Origin of the sequence: Pseudomonas sp. NPDC089428, assembly GCF_044749325.1 — a bacterium.
Lineage (GTDB): Bacteria > Pseudomonadota > Gammaproteobacteria > Pseudomonadales > Pseudomonadaceae > Aquipseudomonas.
In genome coordinates this window covers 190,014-210,969 of the sequence record NZ_JBIVHT010000006.1, presented here as the reverse complement: position 1 = coordinate 210,969, position 20,956 = coordinate 190,014, and the positions used below count along the sequence as shown (strand labels likewise).

Annotated in this window: 20 protein-coding genes; 10 read left to right on the top strand and 10 right to left on the bottom strand. The window is 64.4% G+C overall.

Annotated elements, in window-relative coordinates; all coding sequences use genetic code 11:
* Positions 1-2: 2 nt before the first annotated feature.
* The 4 genes from ACIPZ5_RS14155 to ACIPZ5_RS14140 all read right to left on the bottom strand — a co-directional run bounded on the left by ACIPZ5_RS14155 (position 3) and on the right by ACIPZ5_RS14140 (position 5,283).
* Complete coding sequence (locus ACIPZ5_RS14155) at positions 3-1,580, bottom strand: aldehyde dehydrogenase (NADP(+)) (protein ID WP_400809263.1); 1,578 nt, start codon at positions 1,578-1,580, stop codon at positions 3-5.
* A 148-nt stretch (positions 1,581-1,728) separates the two neighbouring features.
* Positions 1,729-2,676 carry a dihydrodipicolinate synthase family protein gene (locus tag ACIPZ5_RS14150; protein ID WP_261943037.1) on the bottom strand — a complete coding sequence of 316 codons (948 nt, stop codon included), beginning with the start codon at positions 2,674-2,676 and terminating at the stop codon, positions 1,729-1,731.
* Between the two features lie 43 nt (positions 2,677-2,719).
* Positions 2,720-3,646: a 4-hydroxyproline epimerase gene (locus tag ACIPZ5_RS14145; RefSeq protein ID WP_400809261.1), complete on the bottom strand. Its 927-nt coding sequence runs from the start codon at positions 3,644-3,646 to the stop codon at positions 2,720-2,722.
* A 23-nt stretch (positions 3,647-3,669) separates the two neighbouring features.
* Positions 3,670-5,283 carry an APC family permease gene (locus tag ACIPZ5_RS14140; RefSeq protein WP_085675714.1) on the bottom strand — a complete coding sequence of 538 codons (1,614 nt, stop codon included), beginning with the start codon at positions 5,281-5,283 and terminating at the stop codon, positions 3,670-3,672.
* 379 nt (positions 5,284-5,662) lie between these two features.
* On the opposite strand from ACIPZ5_RS14140, the gene ACIPZ5_RS14135 reads away from it, so the two are divergent.
* On the top strand, positions 5,663-6,445 hold the full coding sequence (locus ACIPZ5_RS14135; protein WP_261943040.1) for an AraC family transcriptional regulator: 783 nt from the start codon (positions 5,663-5,665) through the stop codon (positions 6,443-6,445).
* Here ACIPZ5_RS14135 and ACIPZ5_RS14130 read toward each other — a convergent pair.
* Complete coding sequence (locus ACIPZ5_RS14130) at positions 6,433-7,320, bottom strand: LysR family transcriptional regulator (protein WP_400809257.1); 888 nt, start codon at positions 7,318-7,320, stop codon at positions 6,433-6,435. The two genes, ACIPZ5_RS14135 and ACIPZ5_RS14130, sit on opposite strands and share 13 nt — an antisense overlap.
* Positions 7,321-7,460: 140 nt before the next feature.
* Here ACIPZ5_RS14130 and moaB point away from each other — a divergent pair, with 140 nt between their 5' ends.
* Complete coding sequence (gene moaB / locus ACIPZ5_RS14125) at positions 7,461-8,000, top strand: molybdenum cofactor biosynthesis protein B (RefSeq protein WP_261943041.1); 540 nt, start codon at positions 7,461-7,463, stop codon at positions 7,998-8,000.
* A 102-nt stretch (positions 8,001-8,102) separates the two neighbouring features.
* On the opposite strand, the gene ACIPZ5_RS14120 is transcribed toward moaB, so the two are convergent.
* Both ACIPZ5_RS14120 and moaA read right to left on the bottom strand, forming a co-directional pair.
* Positions 8,103-9,002 (bottom strand): bestrophin family protein, encoded by a 900-nt coding sequence (locus ACIPZ5_RS14120; protein ID WP_400809254.1) that lies wholly within the window; start codon positions 9,000-9,002, stop codon positions 8,103-8,105.
* Positions 9,003-9,022: 20 nt separating this feature from the next.
* A complete protein-coding gene (moaA, locus tag ACIPZ5_RS14115; RefSeq protein ID WP_343598649.1) occupies positions 9,023-10,027 on the bottom strand; it encodes a GTP 3',8-cyclase MoaA in 1,005 nt (334 codons plus the stop codon).
* Between the two features lie 294 nt (positions 10,028-10,321).
* Between moaA and ACIPZ5_RS14110 the strand changes: the two genes are divergently transcribed.
* The gene (locus ACIPZ5_RS14110) at positions 10,322-12,652 is read left to right on the top strand and encodes an FdhF/YdeP family oxidoreductase (protein ID WP_400809251.1); all 2,331 of its coding nucleotides are present in this window, start codon (positions 10,322-10,324) and stop codon (positions 12,650-12,652) included.
* Positions 12,653-12,773: 121 nt separating this feature from the next.
* Here the strand turns inward: ACIPZ5_RS14110 and ACIPZ5_RS14105 are convergent, their stop codons facing one another.
* Positions 12,774-13,235: an Lrp/AsnC family transcriptional regulator gene (locus ACIPZ5_RS14105; RefSeq protein ID WP_261943045.1), complete on the bottom strand. Its 462-nt coding sequence runs from the start codon at positions 13,233-13,235 to the stop codon at positions 12,774-12,776.
* A 125-nt stretch (positions 13,236-13,360) separates the two neighbouring features.
* Here ACIPZ5_RS14105 and ACIPZ5_RS14100 point away from each other — a divergent pair, with 125 nt between their 5' ends.
* Positions 13,361-14,545 (top strand): trans-sulfuration enzyme family protein, encoded by a 1,185-nt coding sequence (locus ACIPZ5_RS14100; RefSeq protein WP_400809248.1) that lies wholly within the window; start codon positions 13,361-13,363, stop codon positions 14,543-14,545.
* Between the two features lie 105 nt (positions 14,546-14,650).
* On the opposite strand, the gene ACIPZ5_RS14095 is transcribed toward ACIPZ5_RS14100, so the two are convergent.
* Positions 14,651-14,887, bottom strand: coding sequence for a YdcH family protein (locus tag ACIPZ5_RS14095; RefSeq protein ID WP_400809246.1), 237 nt, complete (start codon positions 14,885-14,887; stop codon positions 14,651-14,653).
* A gap of 117 nt (positions 14,888-15,004) precedes the next feature.
* Between ACIPZ5_RS14095 and ACIPZ5_RS14090 the strand changes: the two genes are divergently transcribed.
* The 5 genes from ACIPZ5_RS14090 to ACIPZ5_RS14070 all read left to right on the top strand — a co-directional run bounded on the left by ACIPZ5_RS14090 (position 15,005) and on the right by ACIPZ5_RS14070 (position 19,621).
* Positions 15,005-15,370, top strand: coding sequence for a 5-carboxymethyl-2-hydroxymuconate Delta-isomerase (locus tag ACIPZ5_RS14090; protein WP_261943047.1), 366 nt, complete (start codon positions 15,005-15,007; stop codon positions 15,368-15,370).
* Positions 15,371-15,535: 165 nt separating this feature from the next.
* Positions 15,536-17,173: a phosphoethanolamine--lipid A transferase gene (locus tag ACIPZ5_RS14085; protein ID WP_343598653.1), complete on the top strand. Its 1,638-nt coding sequence runs from the start codon at positions 15,536-15,538 to the stop codon at positions 17,171-17,173.
* A gap of 89 nt (positions 17,174-17,262) precedes the next feature.
* A complete protein-coding gene (gene rnd / locus ACIPZ5_RS14080) occupies positions 17,263-18,396 on the top strand; it encodes a ribonuclease D (RefSeq protein WP_400809242.1) in 1,134 nt (377 codons plus the stop codon).
* Complete coding sequence (locus ACIPZ5_RS14075) at positions 18,393-18,686, top strand: YcgL domain-containing protein (protein WP_261943050.1); 294 nt, start codon at positions 18,393-18,395, stop codon at positions 18,684-18,686. The genes rnd and ACIPZ5_RS14075 overlap by 4 nt, the downstream gene beginning before the upstream one ends.
* Before the next feature lie 2 nt (positions 18,687-18,688).
* Positions 18,689-19,621, top strand: coding sequence for a D-2-hydroxyacid dehydrogenase (locus ACIPZ5_RS14070; RefSeq protein WP_400809238.1), 933 nt, complete (start codon positions 18,689-18,691; stop codon positions 19,619-19,621).
* A gap of 111 nt (positions 19,622-19,732) precedes the next feature.
* On the opposite strand, the gene ACIPZ5_RS14065 is transcribed toward ACIPZ5_RS14070, so the two are convergent.
* On the bottom strand, positions 19,733-20,326 hold the full coding sequence (locus ACIPZ5_RS14065; protein ID WP_176507849.1) for a nitroreductase family protein: 594 nt from the start codon (positions 20,324-20,326) through the stop codon (positions 19,733-19,735).
* Positions 20,327-20,472: 146 nt separating this feature from the next.
* On the opposite strand from ACIPZ5_RS14065, the gene ACIPZ5_RS14060 reads away from it, so the two are divergent.
* A complete protein-coding gene (locus ACIPZ5_RS14060; protein WP_060510309.1) occupies positions 20,473-20,922 on the top strand; it encodes a YcgN family cysteine cluster protein in 450 nt (149 codons plus the stop codon).
* Positions 20,923-20,956: the final 34 nt, after the last annotated feature.

The window sequence follows — 20,956 nt, the reverse complement described above, 5'->3', positions numbered from 1 at the left end:
GCTCAACCTTCCCGTTTACCGTCAAGCAAGCGCCGCAGCTGCAGCGGGTTGCCGCGCTGGAGCGCCTGTGGCAGCAGGGCATCGGGGAAGTCCTGGTAGCACACCGGGCGCAGGAAACGCAGGATGGCTGCGGTGCCGACCGAGGTGGTGCGGGCGTCGGAAGTGGCCGGGAACGGCCCGCCGTGGACCATCGCATCGCACACTTCGACACCGGTCGGCCAGCCGTTGACCAGAATGCGCCCGGCCTTGCGTTCCAGGGTCGGCAGCAGGGCGCGGGCGCTGTCGACGTCGGCATCGTCCAGCTGCAGCGTGGCGGTCAGCTGCCCCTCAAGGTGCTCGGCCACCTGGCGGACCTGCGCGTCGCTGGCGCAGGCCACCACCAGCGAAGCCGCGCCAAACACTTCGGCCTGCAACGCCGGGTCGCTGAGAAACGCTTCGGCCTGGGTCACGAACAGCTGCGCCTGGCACTGGTTCGGCCCTTGTTGTGCCTGCCCGCTGGCGGCAACGCTTGCGTTGGCGTTGCTGGCCAGGGCTGCAGTGCCAGCGGCATAGGCGCTGAAAATGCCTGGGGTGAGCATGGTCTGCGCGGCGGCCTGGCGCACTTGCTCACTGGCCGCGTCGATGAAGCGCTGCAGTGCCGGCCCCTGGCGGGCAATCACCAGCCCGGGGTTGGTGCAGAACTGCCCGGCGCCCTGGGTCAGCGAGGCAACGAAGCCTTGCGCCAACGCTTCGGCACGGGCCTGCAGCGCTGCATCGAAGAGGAACACCGGGTTGATCGAGCTCATCTCGGCGTAGACCGGAATCGGCTCTGGGCGCGCCTGGGCGGCTTGGCACAAGGCAATGCCACCGCTGCGCGAGCCGGTGAAACCGACCGCCTTGATGCGCGGGTCGCTGACCAGGGCAATGCCGACTTCACGGCCGGCGCCGTACAGCAGCGAGAACACGCCTTCCGGCAGGCCGCAGTGTTTGACGGCACGGGCCACGGCCTGGCCGACCAGTTCGCTGGTGCCGGGGTGCGCGGCGTGGGCCTTGACCACAACCGGGCAACCGGCGGCCAGCGCCGAGGCGGTGTCGCCGCCGGCGACCGAGAAGGCCAGGGGGAAGTTGCTGGCACCGAACACCGCCACCGGGCCCAGGGCCACCTGGCGTTGGCGCAGGTCGGCACGCGGCAGCGGCTGGCGCTCAGGCTGGGCGTGGTCGACCCGCACATCCAGCCATTCGCCACTGCGGACCACGCGGGCAAAGATGCGCAATTGCATGCAGGTGCGGCCACGCTCGCCCTGGATGCGCGCCTTGGGCAGGCCGCTTTCGGCCACGGCGCGGTCGACCAGGGCATCGCCCAGTGCTTCGATTTCGCTGGCGATGGTTTCGAGGAAACGGGCGCGTTGCTCCAGCGAGGTTTCCCGGAAGCTGTCGAACGCCGCCCAAGCCAGAGCGCAGGCCTGGGCCACGTGTTCGCCGGTGCCGCCGGCGTAGGCGGGTTCGAGGACCTGGTTGGTGGCCGGGTCGATGGCGCGGATCGCATCGCGGCTGCCGGGCACGGCAGACTGGCCGATCAGCAGGTTGCCTGTCAGGGTCATGGGGCGTCCTTTGGAATTGAATTCAGATGCTCAAAATGTCGAGGCTGTGGGAGCGGGCTTGCCCGCGAACACCGGCAAAGCCGGTGCCAGGCCCCGCGGTGACTGATTCGCGGGCAAGCCCGCTCCCACACGGAATGTGTTTCCGATCTCAGGCCAGGTTCTGCTCGGCCGACCAGCTGGCGTACCACTTGCGGAACAGCGCGTACTGCTGCTCGGCGTAGTTGCGCTGGGCGTCGGTCAGCACGTCGGTTTCGTTGAAGTGCAGGCGGTACTCGGTGTCGCCGTTGAGCACCATCAGGTGCTTGTAGTACAGCACCAGGTCGCAGCCTTCATCGAACGACGACAGCACCGCCAGCGCAGCCTCCAGCTCACGCGCCAGGCGGCGGGCCTTGGCGTCTCCCTTGGCGGCCTGCTTGCTCAGGCTTACCAGCTGCAGCACTTCACGCGGCAGGGCGTTGCCGATGCCGGTGATCGCACCGGTGGCGGCGCAGTTGACGAAGCCATGTACCACCTGGGTATCGACGCCGACCATCAGGGTCACGTCGTTATCCTGGGAGGTGATGTGCTCGGCGGCGTAGCGCAAGTCGGCGCCACCGCCGAATTCCTTGAAGCCGATCAGGTTAGGGAATTCGCGGCGCAGTTCGAAGAACAGGTCGGCGCGGGTGGCGAAGCCGTAGTAAGGGCTGTTGTAGATCACCGCCGGCAGCTTCGGCGCAGCCGCGAGAATTGCCGAGAAGTGGTGTTTCTGGGCAATCAGCGAAGCTCCGCGGCTGAGCACGCGGGGGATGACCATCAGGCCGGCGGCGCCGACCTTGGCCGCGTGGGCAGCGTGGGCCACGGCTTCGCGGGTATTCACCGCGCCGGTGCCGACGATGGTCGGGATGCCAGCGGCCACCAGGCGGGCCACGCCTTCCTGGCGCTCGGCTTCGGTCAGCAGCGGCCAGTCGCCCATCGAGCCGCAGTAGACCACGGCGCTCATGCCGGCCTCGATCAGCTCGCGGCCTTTGCGCACCAGGGCGTCGAAGTCCGGCTTGCGTTCGGCGGTGCAGGGGGTCATGAGGGCGGGCATGGTGCCGGTGAAGATGTTGTCAGTCATTGTTGTCACTCCTGGCGATATTCAGTGGTTTAAGAAGCCGGGTTCAGATGCCCCAGGCGAATGGATCCTGTTCGTCGATCAGCAGGGTGCTGTCGGCGGTCATGTAGGCGCGGCCGGTGATGAATGGGCGAATGCGTTCGCCGTCGCGTTCGTAGCGGCCATGGAACTGGCTGCCGGTGATGCTGGCCTGGACCCAGGTCTGGCCTTCTTCGAGCTTGCCGTCGGCGGCCAGGCAGGCCAGCTTGGCGCTGGTGCCGGTGCCGCAGGGCGAGCGGTCGTAGGCCTTGCCGGGGCACATCACGAAGTTGCGGCTGTCGGCATTGGCGTCGTCGGCGAACAGCTCGACATGGTCGATCGGCGCTCCGTTTTCGCCGCTGATGCCTTGGGCTTCGAGGGCCTTGAGCATGGCCCAGGTGTACTCGGTGAGGGCTTCGCGGTTGTCCAGTTCGATGCGCTGGCCGTGCTCGGCTACCAGGAAGAACCAGTTGCCGCCCCAGGCGATGTCGCCGCGCACCACGCCGTGGCCGGGCACGTCCACCGCCACTTGCTGGCGGAAGCGGTAGGACGGCACGTTGCCCACGGTAATGGCGCCGTCTTCATGCAGGGTGGCGCTGACCTGGCCGACCGGCGTGTCGATCTTGTGCACGCCAGGCTCGATCAGGCCCAGGTGCCGCAGCGAGGCGACCAGGCCGATGGTGCCGTGGCCGCACATGTTCAGGTAGCCGGCGTTGTTGAAGAAGATCACCCCGCAGGTGGCGTCGGCCGAGACCGGTGGGCAATACAGCGCGCCGACCAGCACATCGTTGCCGCGTGGCTCCAGCAGGCAGGCACGGCGCCATTGATCGTGCCGCTCGCGCAGTTCGTCGCGCTGTTCGGCCATGCTGCGCCCGTGCAGTTGCGGGAAGCCTTTCATCACCAGGCGGGTCGGTTCGCCGCCGGTATGTGAGTCGATGACGTGAATCTGTTTCATGGGCGTGTCCATTGCTTGAAGGGTCAGGAGGCGACGGCGGCGGGGCGGCCGGTATAGGTTTCAGCGCTGGCTTCGCTTTCATCATCCCCTTCCAGGCGCACCAGGTGGGCTGGCACGCCGGTGGCGGCGCCCCAGTAGTAGATGCCCAGGGCGCAGGCGGCCACGGCCAGGGTGTCGAACGGGTGACCGAGCACGCCCAGGCCGCCGAAGCTGCCCAGCCAGGACAACAGGATGGTCACGGCGTAGAAGCCGATCAGCCAGGCCGACGAACGTACTTGCTGGGCCAGCGACAAGTGCTGGGTCGGGACGAAGCGGCCGCACAGCAGGTACAGCACGAACATCACAATCTGCAGGGCCAGCAGCCAGGACACGGTGTTCCAGCCCGACCAGTAGACGATCAGCGCGGCGATGATGAACGACAGTGGGCCGAGCACGCCCATGCCCTTGACCCGGAACGGGCGCGGCATGTCCGGCGCATTGCGGCGCAGGGCGGCGACGGTGACCGGGGCCACGGCGTAGCTCAGTACCAGGGCCGCGGACACCACGTTGATCAGCGCTTCCCAGGAAGGAAACGGCAAGGTCCAGAACACCGACAGGCCAAAGGTCAGCCACAACGCCGGGCGCGGGATGCCGGACTCGGCGTCGATGCGGGTGAAGTACTTGAAGAAGGTGCCAGTCTGCGCCCAGCCATAGACCACGCGCGGCGTGGCGTTCATGTAGATGTTGCCGCAACCGCTGGGCGAGATCACCGCGTCGGCCACCACCAGGTAGGCCAGCCAGCCGACCCCCAGGGCCAGGGCGATGTCACGGTAGGGCAGGGCCAGTTCCTTGGTCACCGCAGCCCAGCCGTTGGCGAGCATCTCGGTCGGCACGCTGCCGAGGAAGGCCAGTTGCAGCAGCGCATAGATCGCGGTGGACAGCAGCACCGAAAGGATCAGCGCGATCGGGATGGTGCGCTGCGGGTTCTTCACCTCGCTGGCCACCGAAATGATCGGCGTCAGCCCCAGGTAGGCGAAGATGATGCCACCGGCCGACACCGCCATTTCCACGCCGGACAGGCCGAACGGGGCAAAACCCTGGACTTCGAAGTTCTCCGGCTTGAAGAAGCTGAACAACACGCCGATCACCAACAGCGGCACGATGAACTTGAACACGCTGACCAGGTTGTTGGCCTTGGCGAAGGTCTTCACGCTGCGGTAGTTGAGGAAGAAGAACAGCCCCAGCAAGGCGAACTGCACCAGCCAGCCGAGCACGGTCGGGTCGCTGGAGCCGACCTTGGTCAGCCCGGGGAACCAGGCTGCGGCGTACTGGCGCGAGGCGACCACTTCGATGGCGATCAGGCTGGAAAAGGCGATCAGGGTGATGAAGCCCATCAGGTAGCCGAGCAGCGGGCCGTGCGAGTACACCGGGTAGCGCACCACGCCACCGGCACGCGGCAGGGCGGCGCCGAGTTCGCAGTAGACGATGCCCAGCAGCAGCACGGCGAAACCGCCGAGGAACCAGGAGAGGATGCCGGCCGGGCCGGCGATGGCCGAGACGTGGCTGGCGGCGAACAGCCAGCCGGAGCCGAAGATGGCACCGAGGCCGATGAAGGTGAGGTCGAGCAATGACAGCTGTTTCTTGAATTTGCCTGACATGGGTGCGCCTTTTTGTAGGTTTTGGATAGGCAGGTCTGATGTCACGTGATGCGGCTTGTTACGGCCGCGCTGTTGTAGGTGTTGGGCGGCTTGCGTGGGGCATAGAGTGGACCCGAACGGGGCAGGGGTTCTTGATGGTTTTCTGCAGGGTGGAAGACGAAATCGGCACAGTTGCAGAAAAGGCTGGCGGCTGCATGACCTCGATAGGTAGGCTGCAGGCCTTGCTGTATAAGGCTTTTAGAGATTCATGGGCATTGATGGCCCTTTCGCGGGGCAAGCCCGCTCCCACAGGCTTACTACAATCCCAGAGTCTTGCGCGGTAGTTGTGGGAGCGGGCTTGCCCGCGAAGAGGCCAGTGCAGCCAATAGAGATTGCCCCGATGACCGATACCCCCCTGGCAACCCTGTACCAGTCCCTCGACCAGCACCGTCCGGCCACCCTGGAGGCCCTGCTGGCCGGTGTGTCGTTGCTGCTGCCGATCCTCGATGCCATCCCCAATGCCGCCATCTTCATCAAGGACCCGGCCGCCCGCTATGTGCTGGCCAACAACACCCTGGTCCAGCGCTGTGGTCTCAAGCGCCTGCAGCCGCTGCTGGGCAAGACCAGCGCCGAAGTGTTCCCGGCGCAACTGGGCCCCGGCTACACCGAGCAGGATCGCCGGGTACTCAAGGACGGCCTGGTGCTGCAAGACCAGCTCGAACTGCACCTGTACGGCAGCCGAGAGCCGGGCTGGTGCCTGACCCACAAGCGCCCGCTGCGCAACCCGGACGGCGAGATCATCGGCCTGGTGGGCATTTCCGTCGACCTGCAGTCAGCCGCCGACACCCACCCCGCCTACCAGCGCCTGGCTGCGGTGGACGAGCATATCCGCCGCCATTTCCACCAGCCGATCAGCATGAGTGAGCTGACCCGCATCGCTGGCATTTCCGTGGCGCAGCTGGAGCGTTACTGCAAGCGGGTGTTCCACCTCACGCCGCGGCAGATGATTCACAAGGCACGCCTTGAACACGCGCACCGGCTGCTGCATTCCGATTTGCCGATCACCGAGGTGGCGCTGCGCTGCGGCTACACCGACCACAGCGCGTTCAGCCGCCAGTTCAAGCAACTGACGGGCTTTACCCCCCGCCAGTACCGCCAGGCGACGGCGGATCAGGCCGGCTGAAACAGCAGCCTGGCTTCGTCGAAGCACTGCTCGGCAATCGCCGAACGTGGCTCGCTGCGGCGCAGCAGCAGGCCGACCGGGCTGTGGATGCTGGCGTCGGCGATGGGGAGGATGCGCATGTGTTCGCTGAGGTCTTCCAGGCCGCAGCCCAGTGGCATGATCGCGCAGCACACGCCGGTGTTGATGGCCTGCACCAGCTGGAAGGTCGAGTCGCTTTCCAGCACGGCATTGGGCTCAAGGCCGCGGCTGCGAAAGCTCAGGTCCAGTGACTGGCGGTAGTGCATGCCTTTGCTCAGCAGGCCCAGTGGAATATCGCCAAGCTCGTCCCAGCGCAGGCTGTCGACATCGAACTGGAAGTGCTGGGTGTCGAACAGCAGGCCCATGGTGGTGGTGCCCAGCTCGATCACTTCGAAGAAGTTGGCGTTGACCTGGTCGAGGTAGCAGATACCCAGGTCGAGCTGGTTGCGGCTCAGGCCATCCATGATCTGCTCGGTGCTGTGCGAGCTGAGCTGAAACTGCAGTTCGGGGTATTTCTCGCGCAGCGGCAGCAGCAGGTGCATGGGGTTGAAGCTGGCCAGCGGCACAGTGCCCAGGCGCAGGCTGCCGACCACCTGGCCTCGGCAACTGGCGGCCTCCGCCTGCAGGCCGTCATGGGCGGCGAGCAGGGTGCGGGCCCAGGCCAGGATGCGTTCGCCGGCTTCGGTGAAACCCTCGAAGCGCTGGCCGCGCTTGACCAGCACCAGGTCCAGTTCGTCCTCCAGGTTGCGCAAGCGCATGGACAGGGTCGGCTGGGTGATATGGCACAGCGCCGCAGCCTGGCCGAAGTGGCGGGTCTGGTCGAGGGCGATGAGGAACTTGAGCTGCTTGATGTCCATGGAAGTGCCTGGAGTCTGGTTGTGCAGACCTTAACCCACGTCTGCGATAGATGTCATTGATCGGCCGGTTCGCCATTTCGATTGGACGCTGCTTGGGCTTGCCTCTAGCGTGACGACAATGCCATTCAAGGAGCTTCACCGTGCGCGTCCAACCCGATGCGGTTTTCGTACCGCTGAACATCGCCGTGCTGACTGTCAGCGACACCCGTACCTACGACAACGACACCTCCGGCGAGCTGCTGGCCAGCCGCTCGGTGGAAGTTGGCCACCGCCTGGTGGCGCGGGCGCTGCTCAAGGACGACCTGTACAAGATTCGCGCCCAGGTGGCGGCCTGGATCGCCGATGACGACGTGCAGGTGGTGCTGATCACCGGCGGTACCGGCTTTACCGGGCGTGACAGCACGCCGGAGGCAGTGCAGTGCCTGCTGGACCGGAGTGTCGATGGCTTTGGCGAACTGTTCCGCGCCTTGTCCATTCTCGATATCGGCAGCTCGACCGTGCAGAGCAGGGCACTGGCGGGGATTTCCAACGGCACCCTGGTGTGCTGCCTGCCCGGCTCGACCGGCGCTTGCCGTACTGCCTGGGAAGGCATTTTGGTGGAGCAGCTGGATGCGCGGCACCGGCCCTGTAATTTCGTCAAGCATCTGAAGCCTATCGAAGCCTGCGAAAGCCGCGGGTAGCCAGCACTGGCCCTTTCGCGGGCAAGCCCGCTCCCACAGGATTGTGCGTAACCTGAGGCCTGTGCTGTACCTGTGGGAGCGGGTTTACCCGCGAAAGGGCCATCAGCTCAACACAAAGTCCACCGGCAGCAATACCGGCGGCAGCGGCTCCACCCCCAGGGCCCCCAGCACATCCCGCTCCACCGTGCGCACCATGGCATCCATCGGCAGGTCGTTCTCATCCCGCCCGAACGGGTCCTCCAGCTCGTTGCCGATCGCATCCAGGCCAAAGAAGGTGTAACCGACAATGGTGGTGAACAGCGGTGCCAGCCAGCCCAGCGGCTCGGCCAGGGCAAAGGGCAGCAGCAGGCAGAAGATGTAGATGGTGCGGTGCAGCAGCAAGGTATAGGGGAACGGCAGCGGTGAGCCCTTGATCCGCTCGCAGGTGGCCTGCACTTCGGTCAACCCGGCCAGGCGCTGCTCCAGCAGGGTGTAGAGCCACTCGCTGATCTGCCCGTGCTCGGCCAGCCGCGAGCAGTGGCTGCCGATGTCACGCAGGATGCCATCGCACACATTGTGCGCGGCCACCGGGGTGGCCTCGTTCAGCCATGGACGCGTGGCGTTCTCTTCGCTTTCGTTGCGCAACCGCGCATTCAGCCCATGGGCAAAACCACACAGGCTGCGCAGTAGCTCGGCGCGCAGTTTCTCGTCGGCGATCACCCCACTTTCACGCACGAACGAGCGGGTCTCGATGATCAGCTTGCCCCAGGCCTTGCGCCCCTCCCACCAACGGTCGTAGCAGGCGTTGTTGCGAAAGCTCATGAAGATCGACAGCGACAGGCCAAGCAAGGTGAAGGGCGTGGCGCTGACCGGATAGAAGAATGCCGGAAAATGCCGCTCGATCAGCACGATCAGCGCGGCCAGCAAGGTGACCATCAGGCAGCGCAGGGCAATGCGCTTGACGATCGAGCCCTTGAGGGTGAACAGCACGCGCAGCACATCGGGGCGGGGGTGGACGATCATGGCAATCCAGAGGCGGGCGCTTAGCCGCCGGTCATGTTCATGAAGCGCAGGATCTGCACCTCACCGCCGACTTCGAAATGATGGCGGTAGGGCTTGAGGTGCAGCGAGTCGCGGATGGCCTTTTCCAGCCGCGCAGCATCGCCGGGGTGGGCGCGCAGCACCTGCTTGAGGTCCATCGAGTGTTCGTTGCCCAGACACAGCAGCAGGCGGCCTTCGACCGTCAGGCGCACGCGGTTGCAGGTGGCGCAGAAATTGTGGCTGTGCGGTGAGATGAAGCCGACGCGGGTGTGTGCGGCTTCGGCCAGGCGCCAGTAGCGCGCCGGGCCCTGGGAGGACTCGGTGGACTCGATCAGGGTGAAGTGCTCGGCCAGGCGCTCACGCACTTCGTCGCTGGAGCAGAACGACTCGCCGCGCTGGTGCTCGTTGATCACCCCTAGCGGCATTTCCTCGATGAAGGTGATGTCCAGCTCGCGGTCGATGGCGAAGCGCACCAGGTCGACCAGCTCGTGATCGTTGCGGCCCTTGAGCACCACGCAGTTGAGCTTGGTGCGCTGGAAGCCGGCCTGGCGTGCGGCGTCGATGCCGGCGATCACCTGGTTCAGGTCGCCGGTGCGGGTGAGTTGCTTGAAACGCTCGGCATCGAGGCTGTCGAGGCTGATGTTCAGACGCGTGACGCCGGCGTCGAACAGCGGCTGGGCCAGGCGCCCGAGCTGCGAGCCATTGCTGGTCATGCACAGTTCGCGCAGGCCGGGCAGGGCGGCGATGCGCCCGCACAGGTCGACGATGCCCTGGCGCACCAGCGGCTCGCCGCCGGTCAGGCGGATCTTGCGGGTGCCCAGCGCAACGAAGCGCTCGGCCACCTGGAACAGTTCTTCGAGGCTGAGGATCTGCTGGCGCGGCAGGAACTGCATGTCTTCAGCCATGCAGTACACGCAACGGAAGTCGCAGCGGTCCGTGACCGACATACGCAGGTAGTCGATTTTCCGGTTGAAGCCGTCGATCAGGGCCCGGCTGTTCTGTTCCACGTTGGCACTCGAAAGGAAGTGGGGGCTACAGGATCCAAGCTATAGCCTGTGGCCAGCCCCGTCAAATTGCTTTCCCCGACCGATTCATCAATGTCCTCTATCGGTTGGCGCAGGGGGGGTAGCGCCTGGGAGATCGAGCGCCGCGCGGGCGGCGCTCGATCTCCCAGGCGCTGAAAATTCCAGTCAAACTCTCATGATCGAAACCACTTATCACGCCGTAAGATCTTTCGATTAGACGTGCTTCCTTGCGCTCCATAGGCTGAAAAAAAGCATCGAAGCGTGAGGATTGACCGCATGAGCCAGGACCAACACATCAGGGACTACAAGGGCCCCGCCGCCGGCTGGGGCGCGCTGAAGAGCGTGACCAAGAGCTGGCTGGGCAGCGACAATGCCTTCAAGAACCTGCGGGCCATGCTCAAGACCAACCAGAACGGCGGCTTCGACTGCCCGGGCTGCGCCTGGGGCGAGTCGCCGGAAAGCGACATGGTCAAGTTCTGCGAGAACGGCGCCAAGGCGGTGAACTGGGAAGCCACCGGCCGCTCGGTGGACCCGGCGTTCTTCGCCAGGTACAGCGTCAGCGCGTTGCTCGACCAGACCGACTACTGGCTCGAATATCAAGGCCGCCTGACCCACCCGATGCGCTACGACGCCGCCACTGACCACTATGTCGAAACCACCTGGCAAGAGGCGTTCGAGCTGATCGCCCAGCACCTGCGCGCGCTCGCCTCGCCTGATGAGGCCGAGTTCTATACCTCGGGCCGGGCCAGCAACGAGGCGGCGTTCCTCTACCAGCTGTTCGTCCGCGCCTACGGCACCAACAACTTCCCCGATTGCTCGAACATGTGCCACGAAGCCAGCGGCGCCGGCATGTCGGAAACCCTCGGGGTGGGCAAGGGCACCGTGGTGTTCCACGACCTGGAGCTGGCCGACGCGATCTTCGTCATCGGCCAGAACCCCGGTACCAACCACCCGCGCATGCTCGAACCGCTGCGCGAGGCGGTCAAGCGTGGTGCCCAGGTGGTGTGCTTCAACCCGCTCAAGGAGCGTGGCCTGGAACGCTTCCAGCACCCGCAGCACCCGTTCGAGATGCTCAGCAATGGCTCCGAACCGACCACCAGTGCCTACTTCCGCCCGGCCCTGGGCGGCGACATGGCAGCCATGCGCGGCATCGCCAAGTTCCTCCTGCAGTGGGAGCGTGAGGCCCAGGCCAAGGGCGAGCCGGCGGTGTTCGACCATGCCTTCATCGCCGAGCACACCAGCGGCGTCGATGACTACCTGGCAGCGGTGGATGCCACCTCCTGGGAGCACATCGTCAAGCAGTCGGGCCTGACCCTGGCCGAGATCGAACTGGCCGCGCGCATGTACCGCAAGGCCGAACGGGTGATCATGTGCTGGGCCATGGGAGTCACCCAGCATCGCCATTCGGTGCCGACCGTGCAGGAAATCGTCAACCTGCAGCTGCTGCGCGGCAACGTCGGCAAGCCCGGTGCCGGCCTTTCACCGGTGCGCGGCCACAGTAACGTGCAAGGTGACCGCACCATGGGGATCGACGAGAAGCCCAGGGCGGCTCTGCTCGACGCCATCGAGAAACGCTTCAAGTTCCGGGTGCCACGCGCCCATGGGCACAACGCGGTGCTGGCGATCAAGGCCATGGAAGAGGGGCAGGCCAAGGTGTTCATCGGCCTGGGCGGCAACTTCGCCCAAGCCACTCCGGATACCCCGCGCACCCACGCGGCGCTGCGCAACTGCGCGCTGACCGTGCAGATCTCCACCAAGCTCAACCGCTCGCACCTGGTCACCGGCCGCGATGCCCTGATTCTGCCGTGCCTGGGTCGTACCGAGATCGACCTGCAAGCCGAAGGGCCGCAAGGCGTGACCGTGGAAGATACCTTCAGCATGGTGCACATCTCCAACGGCCAGCTGCGCCCGCGTTCGCCGCACATGCGCTCGGAGCCGTGGATCATCGCCGGCATGGCCAAGGCCACCTTGGGCAACCAACCGATCGACTGGGAATACGCAGTGGCCGACTACAGCCGCATTCGCAGCATGATCGCCGACGTTATCCCAGGCTTTGCCAATTTCAACCAGCGCCTGCAGCACCCCGGCGGTTTCCACCTGGGCAACCACGCGGCCGACCGCAACTTCCGCACGGCCACTGGCAAGGCACGGTTCATGCCCCATGCGCTGCCTGAGGAACTGGTCAACGCCAAGGTGCTGGCGCGGGGTGACAAGCCGGACCTGATCCTGCAGACCATGCGTTCGCACGACCAGTACAACACCACGCTGTACGGGCTCGATGACCGTTATCGCGGGGTATTCGGCCTGCGCGAGGTGGTGTTCGTCAGCGAGGCGGACATCCGTCGCCTGGGCTTCGAGCCGGGCGAGCACGTGGACCTGGTGTCGCTGTGGGAGGATGGCGTGGAGCGGCGGGTGTCGGGCTTCCGCCTGGTGCCCTATGACATTCCCGATGGCCAGGCAGCGGCGTATTACCCGGAGACCAACCCGCTGGTGCCGCTGGAGAGTTATGGCGAAGGGACTTACACGCCGACTTCCAAGTTCATCGCGATCAAGCTGGAGAAGGCCAAGGCCGGGAACCGGATCGAAGCGGTGCTCGCTGCGGATTGATAAGCTGCCTGGGCCGGCCGCTTTCGCGGGACAAGCCCGCTCCCACAGGTTCACCACAGCATTCAAGATTTGCCAGGTACCTGTGGGCGCGGGCTTGTCCCGCGAAGAATCCAGCGCCGATTCAGGATCGATGTACTGGAAAGGCCGTGGTGTACTTCATCTGCTCCATGGCGAAACTGGAGGTGATGTTCGACAGCCCCTCGGTGCTGTTGATCAGCTTCTTGTAGAACCGGTCATAGGCTGCGATATCGCCTACCACCACCCGTAGCATGTAGTCCCAGTCCCCGGACATGCGATAGACCTCCATCACCTCCTCGAACCCCGTGACCGTGCTGGCGAACTGCTCCAGCCAGGCGCTGTCGTGGCGTTGGGTCTTGAGCTGGACGAACACGGTCAGTCCCAGCCCCAGACGTTCGGGGTCGAGCAGGGCGACACGGCCGAGGATGTAGCCGTCTTCCTCCAGGCGTTTGACCCGCTTCCAGCACGGCGTGGTCGACAGGTTGACCGCTTCGGCCAGGTCCTTGAGCGAGATCGAGGCGTCGCGCTGCAGCAGGGTGAGGATGTGTTGGTCGAAACTGTCCATGGCAAGGTCAAACCATCGAGAAGAATTTTCTCCAGATTACCCCAGGCCTAGGAAAATTTCCTGAATCGGCCCGGCATTGCCGCCGCGCCAGGTTGTTGCCATAGTTGCAGGCTTGAATCCTGCCAATGGGCCCGACCATGTCCGAAAAGCCGCGTAATTTCGCCACCCGTACCATCCACGCCGGCGAGCAGTTCAGCGTTGCCGATAACGCTATCTTTGCGCCCATCTACACCGCCAGTTCCTATATCAAGCGCAGCCTTGACGATAACCCTGAGTATGCCTACAGCCGCGTCGGAAACCCGACCCGGCATGCCTACGAAAGCTGTGTTGCCGCGCTGGAGGAGGGGGTGGGTGCGGTGGCCTGTGCTTCTGGTGTGAATGCCACCGCCACGGTGCTGGAACTGCTGTCAAAGGACGCCCACGTGGTGGTGATGAATGGTGTTTATGGTGGCACCTTCCGCATCCTCGAAGACTACCGCGGGCGTACCTCGGGCCTTACCACCACGTATGTCGACCTCAATGACATCGCAGCGGTGGCGGCAGCGATCAAGCCAGAGACCCAGCTGATCTGGATCGAGTCACCGACCAACCCGTTGCTGCACCTGGTGGACATCAAGGCGGTCTGCGACCTGGCCCGTGCCCGCGGCATCCTCACCTGCATCGACAACACCTTCTGCTCACCGTGGAACCAGCGGCCGATCACCCTCGGCGTGGATCTGGTGATGCACTCGGCGAGCAAGTACATCGGCGGCCATTCGGATCTCACCGGCGGCGTGGTAGTGGCCGCCAACGACGACCTGCTGGCGCGCCTGCGCAAGATCAGCATGGCGGTCGGGGCGATCCAGGGGCCCTTCGATTGCTACCTGGCCCTGCGCGGGTTGAAGACCCTGGATGTGCGCATGGAGCGCCAATGCGCCAACGCGCTGCAAGTGGCGCGCTTCCTTGAAGGCCACCCGCAGGTCGAGCAGGTGTTTTACCCGGGCCTGGAAAGCCATCCGCAACATGAATTGTGCAAGCGCCAGATGCGTGCAGGTGGGGCAGTGGTGGCGATGAAGGTCAAGGGTGCCGACCGCGCCGCGCTCAACCGCCTGGTCGAGGCCTTGCAGATCTTCGTGCTGGCCGACTCGCTGGGTGGGGTGGAGAGCATGATCAACCACTCCTGGAGCATGTCGCACAACTCGTTGAGCCCGGCGCAGAAGGGCGAGATGGGGATCAGCGAGAACCTGCTGCGGTTGTCGGTGGGGATCGAGGATTACCGTGACCTGATCGAAGACCTGGATGGCGCACTGAAGGCTGCAGCTGCTGTGTGAAGGTTGCTGGCCTCATCGCGGCTGAAGCCGCTCCTACAGGTTATGCGCAGATCCTGTAGGAGCGGCTTTAGCCGCGATGAGGCCGGTGAATTCAATAAAGGGTTGTCAGGCCTTGGGCGGATGGATGATCCGCTCGATCTTGTCCTTGATCAGCAGCCTTTCCTTGCGCAGGCGGTTGACCGCCTCGTCGTTGGTGCCATTGGCCTCGGCGGCCAGCACTTCCTTGTCCTTGGTGTTGTATTCCTTGTGCAGCTTGTGAAGGTCCTGATCCTTGTCAATGAGTGCCTGGAATGCGTCAGCGGTAATGTGCAGGTCAGCGAGCAGATCATGCGGAACTGGCATTTCTTCACCTCTGTCAGGGTTGTCGGTAAGGTCCTGACCTTTGAGGATAGCCGCCTTTGCGCAGGTGGGGGACTGGGGTAGGCTGTCGCATCCTTACCTGTGCCTGGAACCTGCGCCATGCCTCATCTGAACCTGGAATACAGCGACAACCTGTGTGATCTGAATGTCGATGTCCTGCTGCTGCGCCTGAACCACGCCCTGGTCGGCAGTGGCCAGTTCGCCGACGAGGCCGACATCAAGAGCCGGGCCCAGGCCTTCAAGCAGTACCGGGTGGGTACCGCGCCAGGTGAGCGGGCCTTCGCCCATGTGCGCCTGGCGATACTCAGTGGCCGCTCGCCAGAAGTGAAGCAGCAGTTGTCCGGCAGCTTGCTCGAGGTGCTGCGCGACGCCATCCCGGCCCAGGCCGGCGTGGACATCCAGCTGTGCGTCGAAGTGCTCGATATCGACCGCGAACCCTATGCCAAGCAGCGCCTGCCTGGCTGAACGGCTGCTGAATGAAGTTAATTTAATGTAAAAAAATGCATCGGCTTACGAATTTGTTACCGTCTTTTTCACGAAAAATTGATGGTACGCTTTCTAGAGTTCCGCGACTTTCCCACGGAGCCATCAGGCCTGGGGGTTGATAATTACTCTTGATTGCGAATGCCGATGCTCAATTTCAAATCCCTGCGGACTGAATGGGTCACGCTGTTGGCCAGCGTTTACCTGCTGGTCGGTCTCAACATGTTCCTCTGGGAGCACCTTCAAGAGGTGGTGCCCGCTGGTTTGTCGGGGCTTTGGCTGAGTCTGGCATTCGCCGTACTGATGTTGTTCGCGTTCAACCTGGTGTTGACGCTGTTCGCCTTCCGTTATGTATTGAAACCGCTATTGATCGTGTTGTTCTTGAGTGGTGCGAGTGCCGCTTACTTCATGAACCAGTACGGCGTACTCATTGATGCCGGCATGTTCCGCAACATGGCCGAAACCAATGTTGCGGAAGTGCGCGATCTGATGTCGTTCAAGTTCGCGGCTTATATTCTGCTGCTTGGCGTATTGCCGTCGGTCCTGCTGTGGAAAGCGCAGATCGCCTACCGCCCGTGGCACCGCGAACTGCTGGGCAAGCTGGTGGTCAGCGGTGCCTGCGTGGTGGCCCTGGGCTCGGTGGCCCTGGTCAATTACCAAGGGCTGTCGTCGTTGTTTCGCAACCACCACGAACTGCGCCTGATGCTCACCCCGAGCAACGTCGTCGGCGCGACCATCGGTTATGTCAACGAGCGCGTCGGTACCGCCGCGCGACCCTTCCAGAATTATGGCGAAGATGCCAAGCGCGATACGGCCTGGCAGAAGCATGAGCGCAAATCGCTGACCGTGCTGGTGGTGGGCGAAAGTGCGCGGGCCGATCACTTCGGTGTGCTGGGTTATGACCGTGATACCACCCCTAACCTGGCCAGGCAGCAGGGCCTGCTGAGCTTCTCCGATGTGCATTCCTGCGGTACTGAAACCGCCGTTTCGGTGCCGTGCATGTTCTCCGGCATGAAGCGCAAGGAATACGACGCCCGTGTGGCGAAGAACCGCGAAGGGCTGCTGGACATCCTCCAGCGTGCCGGCCTGGCCGTGCAGTGGCGCGACAACCAGTCGGGTTGCAAAGGCACCTGCGACCGCGTGCAGTTCATCGATGTCAGCAACCTCAAGGACCCGCAGCTGTGCGCCAGCGGTGAATGCCATGACGAAATCCTGCTGCAAGGCCTGGGCGAGCTGATCGACAACCTCGACAAGGACACCGTGCTGGTGCTGCACCAGATGGGCAGCCACGGCCCCGAGTACTTCAAGCGCTACCCCGAAGGGAGCGAGCGCTTCACCCCGGTGTGCCAGAGCAATGCGCTGAACCAGTGCAGCGAGCAGGAAATCATCAACGGCTACGACAACACCCTGGCCTACACTGACAAGGTATTGTCCTCGCTGATCGACACCCTGCGCAGCAAGCAGGACAAGGTCGACACGGCGATGATCTACCTGTCCGACCATGGCGAGTCGCTGGGCGAGTACAACCTGTTCCTGCACGGCACGCCTTATGCCATCGCCCCCGAGCAGCAAAAGCACGTGCCGCTGCTGACCTGGTTCTCCGACAGCTACAAGGCGGATTTCGGCATCGACACCGACTGCCTGGCCAAACTCAGCGATGCACCGCTGTCGCAGGACAACCTGTTCCACTCGATGCTGGGTTTGCTGCAGGTGCACACCGAGGTCTACCAGCAGTCGCTGGACATGTTTGCCAGCTGCCGGCCGTGGTTGACTGCCCAGCGCTGAGGCCGTTCATCTAATCCAGGGATGGCGCAGGTTTCACCAGCAGGGCCCGCGCCGTATATACTGCGCGCCAATGTTTGTGGGAGAGCCTTGTGGCCATCGAAATTCACTGGATCCGTGACGACCAGACCCTGGCCGAATACTGCCGCAAGTGGCGCGCATTACCCTTCGTGGCGCTCGACACCGAATTCATGCGGGTCGACACCTTCTACCCGAAAGCCGGCCTGGTCCAGGTGGGTGACGGGCAGCGGGCTTTCCTCATCGACCCGCTGCTGATCGGCGACTGGCAGCCGCTGGGCGAACTGCTCGACGACAGCAGCGTGGTCAAGGTGCTGCACGCCTGCAGCGAAGACCTCGAAGTACTGCTGCGCCTGACCGGCAAGCTGCCGCAACCGTTGTTCGACACCCAGTTGGCCGCCGGCTACCTGAACCTGGGTTTCTCCATGGGCTATTCGCGCCTGGTGCAGGAGGTGCTGGGCATCGAGCTGCCAAAGGGCGAAACCCGTTCCGACTGGCTGCAGCGCCCGCTGTCGGAAACCCAGGTCAGCTACGCCGCCGAAGATGCCGTGCACCTGGCCGAACTGTTCGAAGCCTTGCGGCCACGCCTGGCCGGCGACAAGTACGCCTGGGTGCTTGACGACGGTGCCGAGCTGGTCGCCGCGCTGCGCCGTGAAGTAGAACCCGAGACCTTGTATCGCGACGTCAAGCTCGCCTGGAAGCTGGGCCGCCAGCAGTTGGCGGTGCTGCGCGAACTGTGCGCGTGGCGCGAGCGAGAAGCCCGTAGCCGTGATGTGCCGCGCAACCGCATCCTCAAGGAACACTCGCTGTGGCCCATCGCCAAGAGCCAGCCGGATAACCTTTCGGCCCTGGCCAAGATTGAAGAAATGCACCCGCGCACCATCCGCCAGGACGGCGCCGCCTTGCTCGAGCTGATCAAGCGCGCCGCCAGCCTGCCGTCCGAGCAATGGCCGCAGCCGCTGCCTGAGCCGCTGCCGATCGAAGCCGCCGGCATCCTCAAGCGCCTGCGCGCCATCGGCCAGGCCGAAGGCAAACGGCTGGGCATCGCCCCAGAACTGATGCTGCGCAAGAAAGCCCTGGAAGCCCTGCTCAAGAGCGGCTACCCCAACGGCCCCTACCAACTGCCCGATTCGCTGCGCGGCTGGCGCCGTGAGCGGATGGGCCAGGCCCTGCTGGACGACCTCGCAGGCGCCGGAGACAAGCAATGAAACGTATCTGCTCGATCTATAAGAGCCCACGCAAGAACGAGATGTACCTCTACGTGCTCAAGGCCGATGGCCTGGAGCGCGTGCCCGAGGGCCTGCTGCCGTTCTTCGGTACCCCGAAGCATGCCTTCGACCTGGTGTTGACCCCGGAGCGCCAACTGGCCCGCGAGGACATCACCAAGGTGCTGGAAAACCTCGATAGCCAGGGTTATCACTTGCAGATGCCACCGGCCGAGGACGAGTACATCGAGCACTTGCCTGAAGAGCTGCTGCGCCGTAACGACCCGGTCTGATCATGCGTGTACTGATCGCTGAGCATGATCATGCTCGATACACCGAGCTATTGCGTGACGCTGCACCGCAGCTGGAAATCCTGACCAGCGGCGACTCCGCCGAACTGGCCCGCCAGGCACCGCACTGCCCGGTCTGGCTGGGTCAGCCGGACCTGCTGGCGAGCCTGCTGCGCCAGGGGCACAAGCCGCAGTGGATGCAATCGACCTGGGCCGGCATCACGCCGTTGCTGGCCGAGGGCCTGCCGCGTGACTACCGCCTGACCCGCGCCGTGGGCATCTTTGGCCAGGTGATGGCCGAGTACATGCTGACCTACATGCTCGGCCACGAGCGTGAAGTGCTGTCACGCCTGGTCAGCCAGGTCGAGCGACGCTGGGATGACCGCCCGGGGCGCAGCCTGGAAGGGCGCAAGGTGCTGATCGTCGGCACCGGAGATATCGGCCAGCGCGTGGCCGAGTTTCTCGTGCCGTTTGGCGTGAGCCTTTACGGCATCGCCAGCAATGCCCGCGAGCAGGCACCGTTCGTCGAGGTGGCAGGGCTGGCGGATTTGCCGCGCCTGGTCGGGCAGGTGGATTACGTGCTCAACCTGCTGCCGGACACGCCGGCAACCCATGACTTGTATGACGCGGCGCTATTTCGCTGTTTCCAGCCCACGGCGCTGTTCATCAATGCCGGGCGCGGTGCGGCGGTGGTCGATGCCGACCTGGTCGAGGCGTTGAAGGAGGGGCATCTGGCCGGGGCGGTGATCGACGTGTGCCGGCAGGAGCCGCTGCCGCAACGGCATCCGTTCTGGACCGCCTGGGGGTTGCTGTTGACCGGGCACAGCTCGGCGCCGACCTCGCCCGCGGCGATGGTGCGGCTGTTTGCCGAGAATGTGCGGGCGTATGCAGAAGGGCAGGGGTTGCGCGGCGAAGTCGACTTCGCCCGGGGCTACTGACTTCGTTAGCCTGAACTGGCCTCTTCGCGGGCACGCCCGCTCCCACAGGGACAGCGCAGTCCTTGTAGGAGCGGATTTATCCGCGAGAGGCCGGCACAGCCAACACCAGGCCTACAGGCTGAAATCACCCTCAGCAGCCAACTCGCTCAGCGGCCGGCGCGGGCTCGGCACTTCACGGGCCTGCAGCGCTTCGTCCAGGCTGGCCTTGTCGCCCAGCTTGCCGATCGCCACCATGGCATGCAGCTCATAGCCTTCCGGAATCTTCAGTTCCTGGCGCGCCAGTGCCTGGTCGAAGCCGGCCATGCCGTGGGTGTGCCAGCCGCTGATGCTGGCCTGCAGCGCCAGGTGGCCCCAGGCGGAACCGGTGTCGAAGGTGTGCCACAGCGCGGGCTTTTCTTCGCTGGCGCCCGGCGCGGCGAAGGTGGTCTTGGAAATGATCAGCACCAGCGCCGATGCCTGCTGGGCCCAGCTGCGGTTGAAAGGCACCAGCAGGCTCAGGTAACGCTCCCAGTTCGGTGTGTCGCGGCGTGCATAAAGGAAGCGCCAAGGCTGCGAGTTGTAGGCCGACGGCGCCCAGCGTGCCGCTTCGAGGAAGCTCAGCAGGGTCTCTTCGCTGATCGGTTCGGCCGTGAAGGCGCGTGGTGACCAGCGGTTGATGAACTGTTCGTTGATGGCGTAATCGGCAATACGGGGGGTGGCACTCATGGCTGCTCCTGCAAGTGGATGGCAAAGCATGCACGCTACTGCGTCCACCTGGCACTGACAAGCGGTCTGGCGTTGCCGAAGGCCAGGCTCTAGACTGGCGCCGCCGCGCGCCGCGGCCTGAAAGATGACTGCAGGAAACCCGTGTGATGATCGCTGACAGCGCGCCGTTCTGGCGGCGCAAGACCCTCGAACAACTCAGCCCGCAAGAGTGGGAGTCGCTGTGTGACGGCTGCGGCCTGTGCTGCCTGCAAAAGCTCGAGGACGAAGACGACAACAGCGTCTATTACACGCGCATCGCCTGCAAGTTGCTGGACCTCGATACCTGCCAGTGCAGCGACTACCCCAACCGCTTCGCCCATGTGCCGGACTGCATTCAGCTCACCCCGGGCAAGGCCGACCAGTTCAAATGGCTGCCGAGCACCTGTGGTTACCGCCTGGTCAGCGAGGGCAAGGACCTGCCCGAGTGGCACCATCTGGTCTGCGGTGACCGCAAGCAGGTGCATGAACAGCGCATTTCGCAATCGGGGCGTATGCTCAGTGAACATGATGTGGACGAAGACGACTGGGAAGACCATCTGATTTTCCGCGCCAGCTGAACGGCGCCCCGTCGCCTCTGAGGAACAAGGAGTT

Coding starts and splice junctions, on each gene's coding strand:
- ACIPZ5_RS14155 (WP_400809263.1), bottom strand. CDS start 1,580: ATGACCCTGACAGGCAACCTGCTGATCGGCCAGTCTGCCGTGCCCGGC.
- ACIPZ5_RS14150 (WP_261943037.1), bottom strand. CDS start 2,676: ATGACTGACAACATCTTCACCGGCACCATGCCCGCCCTCATGACCCCC.
- ACIPZ5_RS14145 (WP_400809261.1), bottom strand. CDS start 3,646: ATGAAACAGATTCACGTCATCGACTCACATACCGGCGGCGAACCGACC.
- ACIPZ5_RS14140 (WP_085675714.1), bottom strand. CDS start 5,283: ATGTCAGGCAAATTCAAGAAACAGCTGTCATTGCTCGACCTCACCTTC.
- ACIPZ5_RS14135 (WP_261943040.1), top strand. CDS start 5,663: ATGACCGATACCCCCCTGGCAACCCTGTACCAGTCCCTCGACCAGCAC.
- ACIPZ5_RS14130 (WP_400809257.1), bottom strand. CDS start 7,320: ATGGACATCAAGCAGCTCAAGTTCCTCATCGCCCTCGACCAGACCCGC.
- ACIPZ5_RS14120 (WP_400809254.1), bottom strand. CDS start 9,002: ATGATCGTCCACCCCCGCCCCGATGTGCTGCGCGTGCTGTTCACCCTC.
- ACIPZ5_RS14110 (WP_400809251.1), top strand. CDS start 10,322: ATGAGCCAGGACCAACACATCAGGGACTACAAGGGCCCCGCCGCCGGC.
- ACIPZ5_RS14105 (WP_261943045.1), bottom strand. CDS start 13,235: ATGGACAGTTTCGACCAACACATCCTCACCCTGCTGCAGCGCGACGCC.
- ACIPZ5_RS14100 (WP_400809248.1), top strand. CDS start 13,361: ATGGGCCCGACCATGTCCGAAAAGCCGCGTAATTTCGCCACCCGTACC.
- ACIPZ5_RS14095 (WP_400809246.1), bottom strand. CDS start 14,887: ATGCCAGTTCCGCATGATCTGCTCGCTGACCTGCACATTACCGCTGAC.
- ACIPZ5_RS14090 (WP_261943047.1), top strand. CDS start 15,005: ATGCCTCATCTGAACCTGGAATACAGCGACAACCTGTGTGATCTGAAT.
- ACIPZ5_RS14085 (WP_343598653.1), top strand. CDS start 15,536: ATGCTCAATTTCAAATCCCTGCGGACTGAATGGGTCACGCTGTTGGCC.
- ACIPZ5_RS14075 (WP_261943050.1), top strand. CDS start 18,393: ATGAAACGTATCTGCTCGATCTATAAGAGCCCACGCAAGAACGAGATG.
- ACIPZ5_RS14070 (WP_400809238.1), top strand. CDS start 18,689: ATGCGTGTACTGATCGCTGAGCATGATCATGCTCGATACACCGAGCTA.
- ACIPZ5_RS14065 (WP_176507849.1), bottom strand. CDS start 20,326: ATGAGTGCCACCCCCCGTATTGCCGATTACGCCATCAACGAACAGTTC.
- ACIPZ5_RS14060 (WP_060510309.1), top strand. CDS start 20,473: ATGATCGCTGACAGCGCGCCGTTCTGGCGGCGCAAGACCCTCGAACAA.